The 17,746-nt window shown below is 71.6% G+C and carries 24 protein-coding genes and 1 tRNA gene; 15 read left to right on the top strand and 10 right to left on the bottom strand.

Features of this window, described 5'->3' with window-relative positions; genetic code table 11:
* Positions 1–10: 10 nt before the first annotated feature.
* The 5 genes from ACWGH0_RS01155 to ACWGH0_RS01135 form a co-directional block, all read right to left on the bottom strand.
* A complete protein-coding gene (locus ACWGH0_RS01155; RefSeq protein ID WP_453402000.1) occupies positions 11–769 on the bottom strand; it encodes an IclR family transcriptional regulator in 759 nt (252 codons plus the stop codon).
* A 48-nt stretch (positions 770–817) separates the two neighbouring features.
* Complete coding sequence (locus ACWGH0_RS01150; protein ID WP_453401999.1) at positions 818–1,411, bottom strand: GNAT family N-acetyltransferase; 594 nt, start codon at positions 1,409–1,411, stop codon at positions 818–820.
* A complete protein-coding gene (locus tag ACWGH0_RS01145; protein ID WP_453401998.1) occupies positions 1,408–1,968 on the bottom strand; it encodes a helix-turn-helix domain-containing protein in 561 nt (186 codons plus the stop codon). Before ACWGH0_RS01145 ends, ACWGH0_RS01150 begins: the two co-directional genes overlap by 4 nt.
* A gap of 30 nt (positions 1,969–1,998) precedes the next feature.
* A complete protein-coding gene (locus ACWGH0_RS01140) occupies positions 1,999–2,292 on the bottom strand; it encodes a hypothetical protein (RefSeq protein WP_453401997.1) in 294 nt (97 codons plus the stop codon).
* Positions 2,293–2,419: 127 nt separating this feature from the next.
* The gene (locus tag ACWGH0_RS01135; RefSeq protein WP_453401996.1) at positions 2,420–2,920 is read right to left on the bottom strand and encodes a hypothetical protein; all 501 of its coding nucleotides are present in this window, start codon (positions 2,918–2,920) and stop codon (positions 2,420–2,422) included.
* Between the two features lie 103 nt (positions 2,921–3,023).
* On the opposite strand from ACWGH0_RS01135, the gene ACWGH0_RS01130 reads away from it, so the two are divergent.
* The 3 genes from ACWGH0_RS01130 to ACWGH0_RS01120 all read left to right on the top strand — a co-directional run bounded on the left by ACWGH0_RS01130 (position 3,024) and on the right by ACWGH0_RS01120 (position 4,894).
* Positions 3,024–3,623 carry an HhH-GPD-type base excision DNA repair protein gene (locus tag ACWGH0_RS01130; RefSeq protein WP_453401995.1) on the top strand — a complete coding sequence of 200 codons (600 nt, stop codon included), beginning with the start codon at positions 3,024–3,026 and terminating at the stop codon, positions 3,621–3,623.
* A 212-nt stretch (positions 3,624–3,835) separates the two neighbouring features.
* A complete protein-coding gene (locus ACWGH0_RS01125) occupies positions 3,836–4,138 on the top strand; it encodes a type II toxin-antitoxin system VapB family antitoxin (RefSeq protein WP_453401994.1) in 303 nt (100 codons plus the stop codon).
* Between the two features lie 123 nt (positions 4,139–4,261).
* Entirely contained in the window at positions 4,262–4,894 is a 633-nt protein-coding gene (locus ACWGH0_RS01120) for a LytR C-terminal domain-containing protein (RefSeq protein ID WP_453401993.1), read from the top strand.
* Between the two features lie 31 nt (positions 4,895–4,925).
* Here the strand turns inward: ACWGH0_RS01120 and upp are convergent, their stop codons facing one another.
* Entirely contained in the window at positions 4,926–5,561 is a 636-nt protein-coding gene (gene upp, locus ACWGH0_RS01115; protein ID WP_453401992.1) for a uracil phosphoribosyltransferase, read from the bottom strand.
* Positions 5,562–5,667: 106 nt separating this feature from the next.
* Here upp and ACWGH0_RS01110 point away from each other — a divergent pair, with 106 nt between their 5' ends.
* The 9 genes from ACWGH0_RS01110 to ACWGH0_RS01070 all read left to right on the top strand — a co-directional run bounded on the left by ACWGH0_RS01110 (position 5,668) and on the right by ACWGH0_RS01070 (position 10,844).
* Positions 5,668–5,877: a hypothetical protein gene (locus tag ACWGH0_RS01110; protein ID WP_453401991.1), complete on the top strand. Its 210-nt coding sequence runs from the start codon at positions 5,668–5,670 to the stop codon at positions 5,875–5,877.
* A 183-nt stretch (positions 5,878–6,060) separates the two neighbouring features.
* On the top strand, positions 6,061–6,606 hold the full coding sequence (locus ACWGH0_RS01105; protein ID WP_453401990.1) for a tRNA adenosine deaminase-associated protein: 546 nt from the start codon (positions 6,061–6,063) through the stop codon (positions 6,604–6,606).
* Positions 6,607–6,674: 68 nt separating this feature from the next.
* Positions 6,675–7,103: a tRNA adenosine(34) deaminase TadA gene (gene tadA / locus ACWGH0_RS01100; protein WP_453402062.1), complete on the top strand. Its 429-nt coding sequence runs from the start codon at positions 6,675–6,677 to the stop codon at positions 7,101–7,103.
* 46 nt (positions 7,104–7,149) lie between these two features.
* Positions 7,150–7,236, top strand: a tRNA-Ser gene (locus ACWGH0_RS01095).
* Between the two features lie 94 nt (positions 7,237–7,330).
* The gene (locus ACWGH0_RS01090; RefSeq protein WP_453401989.1) at positions 7,331–7,495 is read left to right on the top strand and encodes a hypothetical protein; all 165 of its coding nucleotides are present in this window, start codon (positions 7,331–7,333) and stop codon (positions 7,493–7,495) included.
* Between the two features lie 9 nt (positions 7,496–7,504).
* Positions 7,505–7,798: a Dabb family protein gene (locus ACWGH0_RS01085; protein ID WP_214921391.1), complete on the top strand. Its 294-nt coding sequence runs from the start codon at positions 7,505–7,507 to the stop codon at positions 7,796–7,798.
* A gap of 179 nt (positions 7,799–7,977) precedes the next feature.
* Positions 7,978–8,835: an RNA polymerase sigma factor SigF gene (locus ACWGH0_RS01080; RefSeq protein WP_453401988.1), complete on the top strand. Its 858-nt coding sequence runs from the start codon at positions 7,978–7,980 to the stop codon at positions 8,833–8,835.
* A 220-nt stretch (positions 8,836–9,055) separates the two neighbouring features.
* A complete protein-coding gene (locus ACWGH0_RS01075; RefSeq protein ID WP_453401987.1) occupies positions 9,056–9,922 on the top strand; it encodes an RNA polymerase sigma factor SigF in 867 nt (288 codons plus the stop codon).
* Positions 9,923–9,980: 58 nt separating this feature from the next.
* A complete protein-coding gene (locus ACWGH0_RS01070; RefSeq protein WP_453401986.1) occupies positions 9,981–10,844 on the top strand; it encodes a hypothetical protein in 864 nt (287 codons plus the stop codon).
* Positions 10,845–10,878: 34 nt separating this feature from the next.
* On the opposite strand, the gene ACWGH0_RS01065 is transcribed toward ACWGH0_RS01070, so the two are convergent.
* Positions 10,879–11,094, bottom strand: coding sequence for a hypothetical protein (locus tag ACWGH0_RS01065; RefSeq protein WP_453401985.1), 216 nt, complete (start codon positions 11,092–11,094; stop codon positions 10,879–10,881).
* Positions 11,095–11,304: 210 nt separating this feature from the next.
* Here ACWGH0_RS01065 and ACWGH0_RS01060 point away from each other — a divergent pair, with 210 nt between their 5' ends.
* The 3 genes from ACWGH0_RS01060 (at position 11,305) to ACWGH0_RS01050 (ending at position 15,198) form a co-directional block, all read left to right on the top strand.
* Complete coding sequence (locus ACWGH0_RS01060) at positions 11,305–11,799, top strand: MarR family winged helix-turn-helix transcriptional regulator (protein ID WP_453401984.1); 495 nt, start codon at positions 11,305–11,307, stop codon at positions 11,797–11,799.
* A gap of 14 nt (positions 11,800–11,813) precedes the next feature.
* Positions 11,814–14,222 carry an MFS transporter gene (locus ACWGH0_RS01055; protein ID WP_453401983.1) on the top strand — a complete coding sequence of 803 codons (2,409 nt, stop codon included), beginning with the start codon at positions 11,814–11,816 and terminating at the stop codon, positions 14,220–14,222.
* Between the two features lie 154 nt (positions 14,223–14,376).
* The gene (locus ACWGH0_RS01050) at positions 14,377–15,198 is read left to right on the top strand and encodes a YceI family protein (protein WP_453401982.1); all 822 of its coding nucleotides are present in this window, start codon (positions 14,377–14,379) and stop codon (positions 15,196–15,198) included.
* A gap of 33 nt (positions 15,199–15,231) precedes the next feature.
* Here ACWGH0_RS01050 and ACWGH0_RS01045 read toward each other — a convergent pair whose 3' ends face one another.
* From ACWGH0_RS01045 to ACWGH0_RS01035, 3 genes are all read right to left on the bottom strand, one after another.
* Positions 15,232–16,032 carry an ANTAR domain-containing protein gene (locus tag ACWGH0_RS01045; protein WP_453401981.1) on the bottom strand — a complete coding sequence of 267 codons (801 nt, stop codon included), beginning with the start codon at positions 16,030–16,032 and terminating at the stop codon, positions 15,232–15,234.
* Between the two features lie 40 nt (positions 16,033–16,072).
* Entirely contained in the window at positions 16,073–16,750 is a 678-nt protein-coding gene (locus tag ACWGH0_RS01040; protein ID WP_453401980.1) for an ANTAR domain-containing protein, read from the bottom strand.
* Positions 16,751–16,939: 189 nt separating this feature from the next.
* A complete protein-coding gene (locus ACWGH0_RS01035; RefSeq protein WP_453401979.1) occupies positions 16,940–17,695 on the bottom strand; it encodes a TetR/AcrR family transcriptional regulator in 756 nt (251 codons plus the stop codon).
* Between the last annotated feature and the right edge of the window lie 51 nt (positions 17,696–17,746).

Genomic DNA, 17,746 nt, shown 5'->3' with positions numbered 1-17,746 from the left:
GACGGGGATTTCAGATAGTGAGCGAGAGGCCCCTGGTCACGCGGCCGGCGGTGGGCAGCAGACGTGCGCGTACCTCGTCGACGCGGGAGAGCCGGTCCGCCGGCATGGAGATGCCGAGCGAGCCGAGGCGGTCGCCGCTGTAGACGGGCACCGCGACGCAGACCGTGCCGAGGGAGTACTCCTCCAGGTCCGTGACGGCCGGGGCGGTGACCGGGGCTTCGAGTCGCCGCAGCAGTTCGGCCCGGTGGGTGATGGTCCGGGGTGTGAGGTCGGCCAGTGAGTGCCGGGAGAGGTAGTCGGCGCGGGCCTCCTCGTCCAGCTCCCGCAGGACGCACTTGCCGAGCGCGGTGGCGTGTCCGGCGTCCTCGAAGCCCACCCAGAGGTCGACCCGCGGCGCCCGCGGTCCGTCGACGATCTCGGCGACCCGGATCTCGCCGTCCTCGTAGAAGGTCAGATAGGCGGCGGCCGACAGTTCGTCGCGCAGGGCGGCGAGCGTGGGGCGGATACGGCTGAGCAGCGCCTGTCCGCGGCTTCCGGCGTGCAGCGCGCCCAGTTGGTCCCCGATGACGAACCCGCCGTCGTCGAGCTTCCGTACGTAGCCGTCGTGGGCCAGTGTCCGCAGCAGGTGGTAGGCGGTGGCGAGCGGCAGGCCCGTCTCGCGCGCCAGTTGCTTCGCGGGCGCGCCGCCGCTGTGCGCGCCGACCGCTTCCAGCAGGCGGAAGGCTCGCTGTACGGAGGTGATGAGCGTCGGGCCCTCCTGCGCAGCCATACGTTCAGCGTGCGCCCCGCTCACCGGCCGGGCAAGGCCCGCGGGTGATCACTTGGGCGGCGGGCCCCCGGGCGCGGATCCTCCCGCCAGGCGCTTGTAGAAGAAGCTGCACGCCTTGAGCGTGCCGGCCGGGTCGGCCGCGTAGTCGGGGACGGTGCCGTAGTGGGTCCAGCCGGCGGAGCGGTAGAGGCGCTCGGCGGGACTGGAGCCCTCCGTGTCGAGGAGCAGGAGCGTGGCACCCGCGCGGGCGGCCTCGCGCTCCGCGGTGTCGAGGAGCGCGCGGCCCAGGCCCTGGCCCCGGGCGCCGCGGTGGACCATGAGCTTGACCAGTTCGGCGCGGTGCCGGCCGTTGGGCCTGGGGCTGAAGGACAGGGCGAAGGTGCCCGTTGTGCCGCTCGGTCCGCGGGCCGCCCACACGCGCAGGCTGCCGTCGGCCACCGCCGGCTGCTGGGCGGCCCACCAGGCGGCGGCCTCGTCCGGCCCGAAGGGGGCCAGGAAGCCGACGGACGCGTTGTCGTCGACCGCGTCGGCCAGCACGCCGGCCAGGTTCCGCACTTCGGCGCGGAACTCGTCGGCGGACAGGCGGGTGATCACGTGAACGGCCGCGGGGCGTGCGGGATGCGCGGGAGCGTGGTGGGTCACGGCTGGACCACCGCCACCATGTAGCGCGCGCCGGCGGGGCCGGGGCAGCGGAAGCGCGACGGGCCCCAGAGCCGGAAGCGCAGGCAGTCCCCGGTGCGCAGCTCGTGGACCTGGTCGCCCGCGGTGATCTCCAGGCCGCCGTCCAGCACCCAGATGTGCTGCTCGATGCCCGGCACGGGCGGTCCGTCGTACGCGATGTCCGCGCCCGGCCGCAGGACGCCCTCCACGATCTCGGCCCGCAGGCCGGGGTGCGGCGGGGAGACCGAGCAGCGGGTGAAGCCGGACTCCTCGTCCCGCCATACGAGCTGGCGGTCGGCATGGACGAGCTGCGGCGGCTCGGACTCCACTTCGGCCAGGAGGCGCGACATCGTGCGCCCGTAGACCGCGCACAGGCTGCCGAGCACGGACGCCGTCGGGCTGATCTCGGCCCGTTCCAGCCGCGAGAGCGTGGAGCGGCTGACGCCCGCGCGGCCGGCCAGTTCGTCCAGCGACCAGCCGTGTTCGATCCGGAGGGCGGCGAGCCTCTCCGCCAGACGCTCCTCCACTGGAGTTCTCATACCAGAGAGGATATCCCGGATACGAGAGAATCATGCGGCCCGGCTGGGAGGAACGGGCGCCGCGCCGTCCTCGGGCACGGGTGGCGGGACACGCGTACCCGACAACCCGGCCAAGCCCGGCAGCCCGGCCGACAGGGCCGCGTCCTGTGCGGTGGGACTCAGGAGCGCGGCGGTCGCCGCCAGCACCTCGCCCAGCAGCACCGGCTCCCGTGCGGCGCGGTCGCCGCCGGTCCGTTCGCAGCGGGCGCACAGCGTCATGCGCAGCGCCTCGCGCCATCTGGCGTGCGGGATTCCGCACGTGTCGCAATCGTCGTACGAGACCATGATCCCCACCCCGGTGCGGCCGACTGGGTAAAGCGTTCCACGGGGGTCTGACAGTCATGCCGGACGCGGCGCGGGGAAGCGTCCGCCGCACAGGCACGGGAGGCGCCGGGGGCCGGCTCGCACCGGCTCAGAAGTCGTCACAGGTCGCCGTCGCGAACCTGCCGGTGGCCCTGGCGGTCTGCGGCGTCACGCCGTCCACCGTCACGGAGCAGACGGCCGTGCCCCCCGAGGGCCCGGTGGTGACGGCCAGCGAGCCGCCCTTCAGGAGTCCGGTGGTCTCCACCTCCTCGCGCCACGGCAGGCGCACGCCGGAGAGGGTCACCGACGAGGCGTTCCCGTCCTTCCAGACGGTGTACCTGATGGTGACGCCCCTGGCGTCGCCCGTCACGGCGTACCTCACCTTCGCGGTCCGGGTCGACTCGTCGTCGATCACCGTGGCGACCGTGGCGATGACGGCGATGCAGCCGCCCGCGAAGAGGACGACGAGGCCGAGGAGGACCCACGGCCAGACGCGGCGCCTGCGGGGCGGCGGCGCGTAGCCGGCCCAGCCGGGCGGAGGGAGGCCGCCGTCCGGCGGGCTAGGGCCCCACCCGGGATCACCCGGAGGCCGAGGCGGTGTGTCGGACATGGGCCGGTCCTTCCGGAGGGTCGCCCTCCGATGATCGGACGCCTCGCGCCGGTCCGCCCGGCGGGCGTGTGCGCCGCGGCCCCGTCCGGGTGATCATCGGGGCATGAGCCCTGAGATCCGCCTCGCCCAGCAACCGGAGGCCGACGAACTGCTCGGCCGCAGCCCACTCGCCGACCTGATCGGCATGCTGCTCGACCAGCAGATCCCCATGGAGTGGGCGTTCGCGGGCCCGTACACCATCGCCCAGCGGCTGGGCGGCGACGACCTCGACGCCCACGAGATCGCCGCGTACGACCCGGAGGCGTTCGTCGAGCTGCTGTCGGCCAAGCCGGCCGTGCACCGCTATCCGGGGTCGATGGCCAAGCGCGTGCAGCAGCTCTGTCAGTACCTGGTGGACGAGTACGACGGCGACCCGACGGCGATCTGGCGCGATGTCGCCACCGGCCGGGAACTGCTGGCCCGGCTGAACGCGCTTCCGGGTTTCGGCAAGCAGAAGTCGCAGATCTTCCTGGCCCTGCTGGGCAAGCAGCTCGGCGTACGGCCGCAGGGCTGGCGGGAGGCGGCGGGCGCGTACGGCGACGAGGGGTCGTTCCGGTCGGCGGCGGACATCACCGGCCCGGAGTCCCTGACGAAGGTCCGCGCGTTCAAGCAGGAGGCCAAGGCGGCGGCCAAGAAGGCGGCGAAGAAGCCCCCGGCGAAGTGACCCCCGGGACGCGGGGTACTCCGAACGGGGGAATGCCCCGCCCGGCCCGCCCGAGCGGTGGAACGCGGGCCCCCACGCGGTCACCACACCCGGCCACATCACCGGAGGGCACCGTTCCGCTCGTGATTCGGTCCCGTTTCCGCACTGAATACGACGTTTGCACCCCGTCCTCATGGCTGCGCCCGGAGCCGCTTGCCCGGTAGGCTTTCCGTGTGATCTTCAAGCGCATCGGAAACGGCCGGCCGTATCCCGACCACGGCCGGGAAAGCACCCGGCAGTGGGCGGATGTCGCGCCGCGCCCGGTCCGCCTCGATCAGCTGGTGACGACCAAGGGCCAGCTGGATCTCGAGACACTGCTGGCCGAGGACTCGACGTTCTACGGCGATCTCTTCGCCCACGTCGTGAAGTGGCAGGGCGACCTGTACCTGGAGGACGGGCTGCATCGCGCGGTCCGCGCCGCGCTCCAGCAGCGCCAGGTGCTGCACGCGCGCGTCCTCGAACTCGACGGCATGTGACGCCCCGGCCCGTCGGTACGCGACGACCCGAACAGCTGTCCCGATTGGGCCTTACGGGTTGGCCTGCCCGGTGTCATTGATCATTTAGTAGGCATTGCTCCCCGTGCGCACTACGCTGCGCCCATGAGCATGCTGACTCCCCCCGGCATGGGCGGAAAGTACCGCATTACGGGCGACAAGTTCCCGCGCATGCGCCGCCCCCGGAACCGGCGCAGGACCATCCTCGTGGTGGTGTCCTCCCTCGTGGCCCTCGGTCTGGCCGGCTGGGGGACGTTGCAGCTCATCGACGTCTTCACCGGGGGCACGACGAAGACCTCGGCCGCCGGGCGCGTGAAGAGCTGCGACAGACCGGCGGCGACGTCCGCGCCGGCCCGCGCCGCCGCCCTGCCCAAGCCCCGCGCGATCAAGGTCAACGTCTACAACGCGACCAAGCGCAGCGGTCTCGCAAAGGAGACGGCCGACGAGCTGAAGAAGCGCGGCTTCGCCATCGGCAAGGTCGGCAACGCGCCGCCGGAGTACGACAAGAAGGTCAAGGGCGCCGGGATACTGCTCGGCGCGCCCAAGGCGGTGTCCGGCGTCATGCCCGTGCTGGGTACGCAGCTCAAGGGCGCCGCGCGGAAGGCCGACGCCCGCAAGGGCGCCGACGTCGACCTGATCCTGGGCTCCGGCTTCAAGACCCTGACGAAGAAGAAGGACGCGGACGAGGCGCTGGCCGTCCTGGCCAGGCCCGCGCCCGCGCCCTCCGCGAAGTGCTGATGACCGGGGTGCCGGGACGTACGGCGGTCCGCTAGCCGGCGGTGCCGTACATCCGGTCGCCCGCGTCGCCGAGCCCCGGCACGATGTAGCCGTGGTCGTTGAGCCGCTCGTCCACCGAGGCGGTGACGACGGTGACCGGGGTGCCGGCCAGCTCGCGCTCCATGACCTCGACGCCCTCGGGCGCGGCGAGCAGCACGACGGCCGTGACGTCGTCCGCGCCGCGCTTGATCAGCTCGCGGATCGCCGCGACCAGCGTGCCGCCGGTGGCCAGCATCGGGTCGAGGACGTACACCTGGCGGCCGGAGAGGTCCTCCGGCATGCGGGTCGCGTATGTCTCCGCCTGGAGCGTCTCCTCGTTGCGGATCATACCGAGGAAGCCCACCTCGGCCGTCGGCAGCAGCCGCACCATGCCGTCCAGCATGCCGAGTCCGGCCCGCAGGATCGGTACGACCAGGGGGCGGGGGTGGGACAGCTTCACGCCCGTCGTCGCCGTCACCGGGGTCTCGATGTCGACCTGTTCGGTGCGCACGTCCCGGGTGGCCTCGTACGCGAGCAGGGTGACCAGCTCGTCGGCGAGGCGCCGGAAGGTCGGGGAGTCGGTGCGCTTGTCGCGCAGCGTGGTGAGTTTGTGCGCCACCAGCGGGTGGTCGACGACGTGGATCCGCATGACGTCAACAGTAACCGGGCAGTAGGGGCCCCTCGTGCTGGCATCAACACGCCGGGCGGAGGGAAGGTGGGGTGAGGGCAGACGCGGGCTTGGGGTGGTGTGGCCGATGCCGGACGGAGACCGGGACCAGGATCAGCGGCGGGAAGGCGATCCGGAACAGCGGGAGACCACGGGCGAGGCGGACCGCAGGCGGCGGCGCGCCCAGTTCCTGCGCGAGCTCAACGAGGCGAAGGCGCTGCGCGAACGGGTGCAGCCGCGCCGGGCCCGGGCGGCCCGGATGCGGCAGCAGATGCGGATGCGCACCTTCCGCTGGTAGGGGGCCTCTCGCAGGACTGGTACACGACGCAAGAGCGGAAGACCTCTCGCGGAACGCTTTCTTCTGCCACGATTCCGAGTGGGCGGGGCTCGGAGCTGCGATTCGGTTTCTCCCCGACCAGCGACACCCTCCGGCCGGGAGGAACTCCAACCGGCACTTCTCAAGACCAGTGGGAGAGTCACGGTGTACTTCGCCGCACTGCTCGCGCGCACCGAAGACGGGTGGAAAGCGAGCGACACGGAGCTCGACGACGTGGAAACGCTGTCCGACCTGACCGATCTGGCCCACGAGGCAGCGGTCGACGACGACACGGTGATCGTCTTCATCGAGCAGGAAGACGCATGGTTCGGCCTCGTCCGGGTGGACGGCGAGGAGGACCCGCGCATCTATGTCTCCGACGCGGCCGCGGCCGCCCGTTCCTCGTACGGGGAGATCCTGCTCACGGACGAACTGCTCGGCCGGGACCCCGAGGACCCGGACGTCCTGGAGGAGCTCGTCGATCTCGACGGCACCGAGGACGGGGAACCGGACGAGGCCATGGAGGACACGGACGAGGAGGAGATCAGGGCGGACGACGGCGGCGCCGTACCGGCGGGTCCGCTCGGGGAGCCGGGGGTCCTCGCGGACCTGGGCCTCTCCGAGAAGGAGCTGCTGGCGCTCGGCACGGACGCGCTGGCGGAGATCGCCGACGCGCTGGGCGCGGCCGACGTACTGGAGACCGTCCAGTAGTGACCCCGGCAGTGACTGAGGAACAACGACCCGAACCCGACCCGGTGCGGGACCGGTGGCGGGCGCCCATGCGCCTGGCACTGGACGAGGCGGCGCGGGCGGCGGCGGCCGGTGACGTGCCGGTCGGCGCCGTCCTGCTGGCTCCCGACGGCTCGCTGCTCGCGACGGGCCACAACGAGCGCGAGGCGACGGGCGACCCCACGGCGCACGCCGAGGTGCTGGCCATCCGCAGGGCGGCGCACGCGCTCGGCGCGTGGCGGCTCACCGGCTGCACGCTGGTCGTCACCCTGGAGCCGTGCACCATGTGCGCGGGCGCGATCGTGCAGTCCCGGGTGGAGCGGGTGGTGTACGGGGCGCTCGACGAGAAGGCGGGCGCCGCCGGTTCGCTCTGGGACGTCGTACGGGACCGGAGGCTGAACCACCGGCCGGAGGTGATCCAGGGCGTGCTGGAGAGGGAGTGCGCGGACCGGCTGACGGCCTTCTTCCGGGACCGCTGACCAACCGATTTCGGAGCACGCCCCGGTGTGGGCTAAGCTCTCTCTCGGTAGCGTGTCCGAGTGGCCTAAGGAGCACGCCTCGAAAGCGTGTGATGGTGCAAGCTATCCGTGGGTTCAAATCCCACCGCTACCGCTCAGAACGAGAGCCCCGACTCCCCGAGTCGGGGCTTTCGCGTTGTGCGGTTAGACTCACGCGACTCACGGGACCGGCAGGGGAGGCCGCACCGATGGTGCAAACGAAGAAGATCGCGCTGTACGTGCTCGTTTCCTTCGCGCTGTACACGATCATCACTTCCCCCGCCCGGGCGGCCGACCTGGTCCAGGTAGGGTTCGAAGGCGTGTCCAGCGCCGCCCAGGGGGTCGGCGAGTTCATGACCCAGCTGATCCAGTAGGAGTGCCCCTTGATCCGCCATCTGGTCCTCTTCAAGCTCAACGAGGGTGTCGAGCGGGACGAGCCGCGCGTCGTCGCCGGCGTGAAGGCCTTCCAGGAGCTCGACGGGGTCGTCCCCGAGCTGGAGTTCTGGGAGTGCGCCTGGAACATCACCGACCGGCCCATCGCGTACGACTTCGCCATCAACTCGGCGGTCCAAGACCGCGATGCGCTGAAGCGGTACATCGAGCACCCCGCCCACCAGGCGGCCGCCGGACAGTGGCGTGAATTCGCCACGTGGGTGATCGCCGACTACGAGTTCTGATCCCCCGCACCGGCAGGCCCCGCACCGCTCCGGTGCGGGGTTTTCGCATGTTTAAGACCCGAGTTGCCGTCAACACGGAGTTATACGGTGCTTGCACACAGTGCACATGTCTTGTGATGCTATGACCGCTTTTGACGGATGAGTTGTCGTGGTTGACCGAGAAAAGGGGTGGCGTGACCGTGCCGGCCAGTACAGCGCCTCAAGCTCCGCCCCAGCAGCTCCAGCCCCTCCCGCCGGAGACCGCGCCCGATCCCCCGGTGAGCACTCCCAAGAGCCGTGGTGCGGACACCAGGGCCCTCACACAGGTGCTCTTCGGGGAGCTGAAAGGGCTGGCCCCGGGCTCGCCCGAGCACAACCGCGTACGGGGCGCCCTCATCGAGGCGAACCTGCCGCTGGTGCGGTACGCCGCGGCCCGCTTCCGCAGCCGCAACGAGCCCATGGAGGACGTCGTACAGGTCGGCACGATCGGGCTGATCAACGCGATCGACCGGTTCGACCCCGACCGGGGCGTCCAGTTCCCGACGTTCGCGATGCCGACCGTCGTGGGCGAGATCAAGCGGTACTTCCGCGACAACGTCAGGACGGTGCACGTGCCCCGGCGGCTGCACGAGCTGTGGGTGCAGGTCAGCGGGGCCACCGAGGACCTCACGACCGCCCACGGGCGCTCCCCCACGACCGCCGAGATCGCCGAGCGCCTGCGCATCTCCGAGGACGAGGTGCTGGCCTGCATCGAGGCGGGGCGTTCGTACCACGCGACCTCGCTGGAGGCCGCCCAGGAGGGCGACGGGCTGCCCGGGCTGCTCGACCGGCTCGGGTACGAGGACCCGGCACTGGCCGGCGTCGAGCACCGCGACCTCGTACGGCACCTGCTCGTACAACTGCCCGAGCGCGAACAGCGGATCCTGCTGCTCCGGTACTACAACAATCTGACGCAGTCCCAGATCAGCGCCGAGCTGGGCGTCTCACAGATGCATGTGTCGCGACTGCTGGCGAGAAGCTTCGCCCGCCTGAGATCCGCAAATCGGATCGAGGCGTAACCGGATCGGGTAGTACTCACACATGGCCGAAAAGCCGCACACCCCCTCTTTCCTGCGCAGATTTGTCGACTTGGCGCTACAGCGTGTTGCCGACATGTGACATTCTGCTGGAACCGCGTTTGCCGCAGCTTCGCCGCCGGTATTCAGGTGGAGGCTGCTTCCTCCGACGGGAGCGCCCCGACGCTACCGTCAGCGACCGCAGGACTGAAAGGGGGCCGGCATGTCCGCAGAACAGGGCAGCTCGAAGGTGCTCACCAAGGAAGTGCCCGCCGTGCTCGACCAGGTGACGGCTCCTCAGCCGCCGCCGCTGGTGTCGCAGCCGGAAGCCATCGACACCCGCACTCTGTCCCGCTCCCTCTTCCTGCGGCTTGCCGCCCTCGACAAGGACAGTCCCGACCGTGTGTACGTGCGGGACACCCTCATCGAGCTGAACCTGCCGCTGGTCCGGTACGCGGCGGCCCGCTTCCGCAGCCGCAACGAGCCGATGGAGGACATCGTCCAGGTCGGCACGATCGGCCTGATCAAGGCGATCGACCGGTTCGACTGCGAACGGGGCGTGGAGTTCCCGACGTTCGCGATGCCGACGGTGGTCGGTGAGATCAAGCGCTTCTTCCGCGACACGAGTTGGTCGGTACGGGTCCCCCGCCGCCTCCAGGAGCTGCGGCTCGCGCTGACCAAGGCGAGCGACGACCTGGCGCAGAAGCTCGACCGGTCGCCGACCGTGCCCGAACTCGCCGCGGTTCTCGGGGTGTCGGAGGAGGACGTCGTCGACGGCCTCGCCGTGGGCAACGCCTACACCGCCAGTTCGCTCGACTCGCCCTCCCCGGAGGACGACGGCGGCGAGGGGTCGCTGGCGGACCGGCTCGGGTACGAGGACATGGCGCTGGAAGGCGTCGAGTACCGCGAGTCGCTGAAGCCCTTGCTGGCCAAACTGCCGCCGCGCGAGCGCCAGATCATCATGCTGCGGTTCTTCGCGAACATGACGCAGTCCCAGATCGGCGAGGAGGTCGGCATCTCCCAGATGCACGTCTCCCGGCTGCTGACGCGGACGCTCGCGCAGCTGCGCGAAGGGCTCATCGCCGACTGACTCCGTGCGCCCGGCCGGCGGGGTTACTAATTGACGGTGCGTCAGACACACTGGCGCGATGCGACGTCATGGTCTGACACACGGCCGCCGGGGCGCCGCCATGGGCGCCACGGCGGTCGTGCTGTGCCTGGGCGGAATCCTGACCACGTGCGGCGGCGGGAGCGGCGACGACGGTTACGTGGCGGTCGGCGCGGCGGGTTCGGGGCCGGAGCGGGCGCCCGGCCGGGCCGTACCGCCGCAGGGCGAGGTGGAACTGGTGCCGCTCGACGGGAAGCGCGCGCCCGGCGGCGGGCGCGCCGGGCCCGGCGGCGAGGGTCCGCCCGGGGGCGACCGGGGCGCCGGCGACACGGAAGGTACGGGGGCGGCCGGCGGCGGTGGCTCCGCGACACGGCAGCCGCCCGGCAGGGACGACGTACCCGGCACCGACGGGCCGGACGCCCCGAGGACACCCGGTGCGCCCGGCGGGGGCGAAGACGGCGGTGACGGCGGTGACGGTGACAGCGGTGGCGGTCACAGTGGTGGCGGTGGCGGTACGTCGACGAAGCCGCCGGCGACCGGGACGCCCGTACCGCCGGGCAGCGGCTCGGGGGGAACGCCCCCGGCGCCGCCCCCCGGGCCCGCCGTGCTCGTGGTCGGCGACCCGCTGCTCGCGCCGGGCGGCGAGCGGTGGTGCGAGCGGGTGACCGTACCGCTGCGCAACACCGGCGGATCCGCGGTCCGTTCGGGCACCGTGACCTTCGCGACCCACATCATCGGCGCGCTCGGCGTGGACTGGGGCACCAGGACGTCGTCCCAGCCGCTGCCCGGGCCGATCGCCGCGGGCGCGGCCGTGACGAAGACGTACACCGTGTGCGTGGACGCCTGGCGGGTCCCGCTGGGGATGCGCGTCGAGACGCAGGACGTCACCGCCGCGTGGAGGTGACCGGCCGATCGCGGTGACCGGCCGATCGCGGTGATCAGCCCAGCGCGAGCCAGGCGACCGCCGCGAGGACGACGAGCACGGCGACGACGCCGACGATCAGTCCGGTTTTCGGGCCGCCCGAAGCGGCGGCCGCGGCCGGCTGCTGCCGCTGCGGTTCGCCCTCGTCGACGAAGGCGCGGAACATCTGGGTGCTGCCGGCCGGGTCGTACTGACCCTCGGGGCCCTGGGGAGCATGGGGGTTGTGTGCCATGGGCCACGACCCTAGCGAAGTGGGCCCCCGGAGCACACCCCAGGACCCTCGACAGCGGTGATCTGCGGCTTTACCGGCCACCCTGACGCCCTTGACCCGCCGCGCACGGAGCCTTTTGGGTTCCTTTACCCCGGCGGGCCCGAATTCGTTTGCCTGGAGCAACCAACTACTTCTATGGTTGCCCTAAGCAACAAGATGTGGGAGGTGCCCATGGCCGCACAGAGCCGGTTCGAGGAACTGGCCCGGCAGCTCAGCGCCATCGGCGCCGTCAAGCGCGATCTGGCCCGCGTCCTTCCGGCGCACTGCCCGGCCGGATCGGCCGCGGTGCTCACCGTCCTGGACCGGCACGGAGAGATGCGGATGAGCCGGCTCGCGGAGCTGCTCGCGGTCGACATGTCGGTCACCAGCCGGCACGTCGCCCATGTGGCCGAGCGCGGCTGGATCGACCGGGCCCCCGACCCGTGCGACAAGCGCTCACGGATCCTGCGGCTCAACCCGGCGGGCCGGGCGCTGCTGGAGGAGCTCTCCGAGCGTTACACCCAGACGCTCGCCGGCGCCCTCGCCGACTGGTCCGACGACGAGGTCGGGCAGCTCAACTCCATGCTGGCCCGCCTGCGCAGCAGCTTCGGCGACTGCCGGGCCCGGGCCCCCCACCACTTCGAGCACGACGCACACGTGCCCGTTCCACCCGCGACACCCGCGTAATGCAAAGGAATTCAATGGCTACGACCACACCGGCCGGTGTGCGGGGCGGCCACGCCAAGCAGGGGTCCCCCCACCACTCCTCCGACGGCGCGCCGATGACTCACCGGCAGATCATGGAGGCCCTCACCGGCCTTCTGCTCGGCATGTTCGTCGCGATGCTCTCGTCGACGATCGTGTCCAACGCCCTCCCCGAGATCATCAGGGACCTCGACGGCACCCAGAGCGCGTACACCTGGGTCGTCACCGCGGCCCTGCTGTCCATGACCGTGACCACCCCCCTGTGGGGCAAGCTCGCGGACCTCTTCAGCAAGAAGCTGCTGGTCCAGATCGCCCTGGTCATCTTCGTCATCGGTTCGGCGCTCGCCGGCATCTCGCAGAACACCGGCACGCTCATCGCGTTCCGCGTGCTCCAGGGCGTCGGCACCGGCGGTCTGGTCGCGCTGTCGCAGATCGTGATCGCCGCGATGATCCCGCCGCGTGAGCGCGGCCGTTACGCCGGTTACATCGGCGCCACCTTCGCGGTCGCCACCGTCGGCGGTCCGCTGCTCGGCGGTGTCATCACCGACACCGACTGGCTCGGCTGGCGCTGGTGCTTCTACGTCGGCGTGCCCTTCGCGGCCATCGCCCTGGTCCTCCTCCAGAAGACACTCAAGCTCCCGGTCGTCCGCCGCAAGGTGAAGATCGACTGGCTCGGCGCGTTCTTCCTGGCCGCCTCGGTGTCGCTGCTGATGATCTGGGTGACGCTCGCGGGCGACAACTACGACTGGATCTCCTGGCAGACGTACGCCATGGTCGGCGGCTCGCTCCTGCTCGGCGTGCTCTTCGTCGTGGTCGAGACGAAGGCCGAAGAGCCCCTGATCCCGCTGCGCTTCTTCCGCAACCGCACGATCGCGCTCACGTCCTTCGCGAGCCTCTTCGTCGGTGTCGCGATGTTCGGCTCGACCGTCTTCCTGAGCCAGTACTTCCAGCTCGCCCGGGACAAGTCGCCGACGATGTCCGGCGTCATGACCATCCCGATGATCGCGGGCCTGTTCGTCTCGTCCACGGTCTCCGGTCAGATCATCACCAAGACGGGCCGCTGGAAGGGCTTCCTGGTCGGCGGTGGCGTCGGCCTCGTCGCGGGCCTCGGCCTGCTCAGCACCATCACGTACGACACCGAGTACTGGCAGGTCGCCGTCTACATGGCGGTCCTGGGTCTCGGCCTCGGCATGATGATGCAGAACCTCGTCCTGGCCTCGCAGAACCAGGTGAAGCCCGCCGAGCTCGGCGCGGCCAGCTCGCTGGTCACCTTCACCCGCTCGCTCGGCGGCGCGGTCGGCGTCTCCGCGCTCGGCGCGGTGCTCTCCAGCCGCATCACGCACTACGTCGAGGACGGCCTGGCCGCCCTGCACATCAAGCCCGGCGGCGCGGCCGGCGGGAACACCATCCCGGACATGGACGCCCTGCCCAAGCCGATCAGGACGGTCATGGAGAGCGCGTACGGGGACGGGGTCACCGACCTCTTCCTGTACGCCGCGCCCATCGCGCTGGTCGGCCTGCTCCTGGTCCTGTTCGTGAAGGAGGTCCCCTTGAAGTCGTCCCACGACGACGCGGCGCAGACCGCGCCGGCGGACCACGAGGCCGCGCCGGCCGCCGCGCCCGCCGCCGCCCCCGTGGCGACCGGCAGGACCCTGCACGGCACGGTCCGCACCGCCGAGGGGACGGCCGTCCCGCACGCCGCGGTCACCCTCATCTCGCTCGCCGGCCGCCAGCTCGGCCGCGCGGTGGCCCAGGACGGCCGGTACGCGCTGGACGCCCCGGCAGCCGGTTCGTACGTCCTGATCGCCTCCGCCGACGGCTTCCAGCCGCAGGCGTCCACCGTGGTCGTGGCCGACGAGCCCGTCGCGTACGACATCCTCCTGTCCGGTACGAGCGGGCTGACCGGAGCCGTGCGCGCCGCCGACGGCGGTCTGCCGGTCGAGGACGCCATGGTGATCGTGACCGACGTGCGCGGCGACGTGCTGGCGACGGGCAGGTCGTCCGCGCAGGGCGAGTTCGTCTTCGGCGAGCTGATCCCGGGCACGGTGACCGTCGCGGTGAACGCGGCCGGATTCCGGCCGGCGGCGCTGCCGGTGGAGATCGGCGGCCAGGGCGTCACCCGCGTCGAGATCGCCCTCCGGTCGGGGGCCCTGGTGCAGGGCACGGTACGCGGCGGCGCCGCCCGGCGTCCGCTGGCGGACGCCCGCGTGACGCTGATGGACGCGGCCGGGAACGTGGTCGCCACCTCCACCACCGGGGACGACGGGGCGTACGCCTTCGCTGACCTCGACTCGGGCGAGTACACGGTCGTCGCGACCGGCTACCCGCCGGTGGCCGGGGCCCTCACCGTCACGGGCCGCGGCGTCGACGGCCACGACATCGAGCTCGCCCACCCGGGCGAGTAACCGAAAGCCCCCGGCCGCCCGGGGCGCGTCCCCAGCGGAGGCGCGCCCAGGACGGCGGCCGGTGCGGAAACGGGCCCCGGCGGGGGCCGACAGGCAGGGGACGGCCTGTCGGTCCCGGCCGGGGCCCTCGTAATTCCAAGGAAGAGAGAACGGGATGGGACTTCGCGCACAGGTACGGACCCGGGACGGCTGGGCCGTGCAGCACGCGGTGGTGACCGTGACCGACATGACGGGCACGCAGGTGGTCCGGGCGGCGGCCGACGAGGAAGGGGTGGTGCGGACCGGCGCTCCCCTGCCGGCCGGCGCCTGCACGGTCGTCGTGACGGCGGCCGGTTACGCGCCCGCCGCTGCCACGGCCTTCGTGACGGCGAGCGGCCGGGCGGACGCCGGCACGGTCGTCCTGGCCCGCCAGGGCGGTGTGGAGCTGCCTCCGCCCGGCGTCTGGACGCTGGACCCCGCGCACTCCTCGGTGGCGGCGGTCGCCCAGCACCTGGGCCTGTCCAGCGTGCGCGGCCGGTTCCTCGAATTCGGCGGGCGCGTCGAGATCCACGAGGACCTGGAGAAGTCGCGCGTCGAAGCGGTGATCGGCGCCGCGAGCATCGACACCGGCAACGGCATGCGGGACGGGCACCTCAAGTCGCCCGACTTCCTCGACGTCGAGCGGTACCCGGAGATCACGTACAGCGGTACGGGCCTGACCCCGGCCGGAACCGACCGGTGGACGGTCCACGGCGAGCTGTCGCTGCACGGCGTCGCCCGCCCGGTGGATCTGGACCTGAGCTACCTGGGGACGGGCCCGGACCCCTGGGGCGGCGTACGGGCGGCCTTCCGGGCCACGGCCCAGTTGCGCCGGGAGGACTTCGCCATGAACTACAACCAGGTGGTGCAGGCGGGCGTCTCGGCCATCGGGGCGACGCTGCGGGTGGAGCTCGACGTCCAGGCGGTGCAGGGGGAGACGCTGCCGCAGGCCGGCTGAGGGCGCGCGGACGCCGCCGGGGCCGCCCGCGGGCTAGACGGGGGCGGTTCCGTCGGGCGGCGGCTGCTGACGGCCGCGCTTGGTGAAGGACCCGGGCGTCGGCGGGCCGCCGGCCATGTCGGTCACCAGGTCGTGGCAGAGGTCCCGCAGTTTGACGTTGCGGGCCTGGGAGGCGCGGCGCAGTACGGCCATCGCCTCGTCCGGGGTGCAGCGCCTGCGGGCGATGACGATGCCGATCGCCTGGTCGATGACCGAGCGCGAGAGCATCGCGGTCCGCAGGTCGTCCACCGTCTCGGCCTCCTGCTCGATGCGCTCGGCGACGGCGACGGCCCCGGCGGCCTGGGCGGAGAGCTGCCGTGCGGTCTCCAGGTGCCCCGCGAACGCGTCCGGCTTGCAGGAGTAGAGGTTGAGGGCGCCGACGGAGTGGCTGTTCAGCGCCAGCGGCGTGGCGAGGACCGAGCGCGCGCCGTGCGCGGCGGCGGCGGTCGGGTACGGGGCCCAGCGGCGCTCCACGAGCATGTCGGGAACGTAGTTCTCCTCGTTGTTCTCCATGCTGCACACGCAGGGGCCGGCCTCGGCCTCGTACTGGAGCAGGTCGAGTTCGAGCGCGCCGCCGCTGTCGGCGGCGGCCGTGACCAGGCGTCCGGCGCGGCGCATCGTGATGCTGCACGTGTCCGCGTCGCCGCCCATGGCCTTCACCGCGCGCTCCGTGACGTCCTGGAGGAAGGCGTGCAGGCCGCGCCACTCGCTGACCGCGTCCTGGATCGACGCGAGGTCGAAGCCGTCGACCGGCCTTCTGCTGGTGCCGTCCGCACCCTGCGCCGTGTCCGTCATGCATTCCATGTTCCCGCAAATGCCACGGTGACGCGGGGTGCTATTCGGTGGCCCTGACCTCGACGATCCGTGACGCGATGTCGCGGAGTTTCACATTGCCTTTCTGCGAGGCCCGCACGAGGCGGTCGAAGGCCTGCGCCGCGTCGATGTTCATGCGGCCCATCAGAATGCCGGTGGCCTGTCCGATCACGTCGCGGGTGTGCATGGCCTCGGCGAGCTGCTCCTGTACGTCGACGGACTCCAGGGCGATGCCCAGATGCGCCGAGAAGAGCCGTCCGGCGCGTACGGAGCCGTCGTCGAAGGCCCGGGGCGTGCGCGAGTAGAGGGTCAGCACACTGAATTTCCGCTGATGGCCGCGGAGCCGCAGGAACAGCGCCGAGCGCAGCCCGCTGTCGGCGAGCACCGCCCCGTGGCCTTCGCACGCGGTGATGTCCTCCATGCGGGCGACGGGGCTGGTCCACAGCTCCGGCCGGCGCACCACGCAGCCCGATCCGCAGGCCGTGGCGGCGTCGACGGTGCGTACCACCTCGTCGGTCCAGGCGAGGGTGCGCACGCGGCCGGCGCGTTCCACGAGGGAGATGCCCGCGTGATCGGCGTCCGGCACAATGTCCGTGGCCAGCCGCACCGCGAGCTGCGCCTTCTCCGCCCGGCCCTCGGTCTCGTGCAGGGCGACGGCGGCGGCTGCCAGGGATTCCGCCAGGGCGCCAGAAGGCCCCAAATGGGCAGAATCGTATGAAATCTCTGGAATGTCGGACGCAGTCACCACGAACCTCTTCGGCGAGCATGGCTGAGGGTGCGGCCATGCGCAGGAGAGCTCCGCAGCACATTCCCGACTGCGAGCAAAGGACGGACAGACTCTATCCGCTTCTGTCCTGCTACGAAGCATGCGCGGGCATGCCCCGGTCACTCAGCGGGACGCCATCGCTTCGATACCCGCGATCAGCGTCTCCAGAGCGAAATCGAAGTCACGCTCGCGCATCTCCTCGACCGTCTCCCCGTCCCGGGCGTCGAGGAGCTTCTGCGCGTTCTCGAACGAGTCCCGCAGGTCCGGCGCGGCGCTGATCCCGCCCATCGCCTCGGAGAGGTACTCGTCCTGGCTCATGCCCGCCGACGCGCACCGCTGGACGAAGTGGCCCTCGACCGTCCCGAACCCGTACACGAACTGGAACACCGCGGCGAGGGCGCCCATCTGCCCGTGCGGCGGCAGCCCCGTCGCCCGCATGACGTGCTGCACGGCCAGGGAGAACGCGAGCGAGTGCGGCCCGATGTTCAGGTAGGTGCCGATCAGCGGGGACACCCAGACGTGGCGGACCAGCAACTCGCGGTAGCTGGTGGCCAGTCCGCGCAGCCGGTCGCGCCAGTCCTCGGTGTCCGCGGGCGGCGCGATCTCGCTGAAGACCGAGTCGAGGGCCAGTTCGAGCAGGTCGTCCTTGGTGTCGACGTACCAGTAGACGGACATCGGGGTGACGTTGAGCTCGGCCGCGAGGCGCCGCATCGAGAACTTCGCCAGCCCCTCCGCGTCGAGCAGCCGCACCGACACCGCGGTGATGCGGTCGCGGTCGAGACCGGCCGGCTGGTCGGCCTTGCGGGTGCGCGATGTCCTCTCCTCCAGCCAGACGCTGTTACGGGCCGGATTCTTGACGCGGTCGGCCGCGGACACCATGACGCACACTCCTCTTCTCCCGGCGGGGCGGGCGGGCGGCGGACCGTGATC

Source organism: Streptomyces sp. NPDC054887 (genome assembly GCF_053610585.1).
The sequence above is the reverse complement of the archived record's forward strand: the minus strand, read 5'-3'. Positions and strand labels throughout refer to the sequence as shown.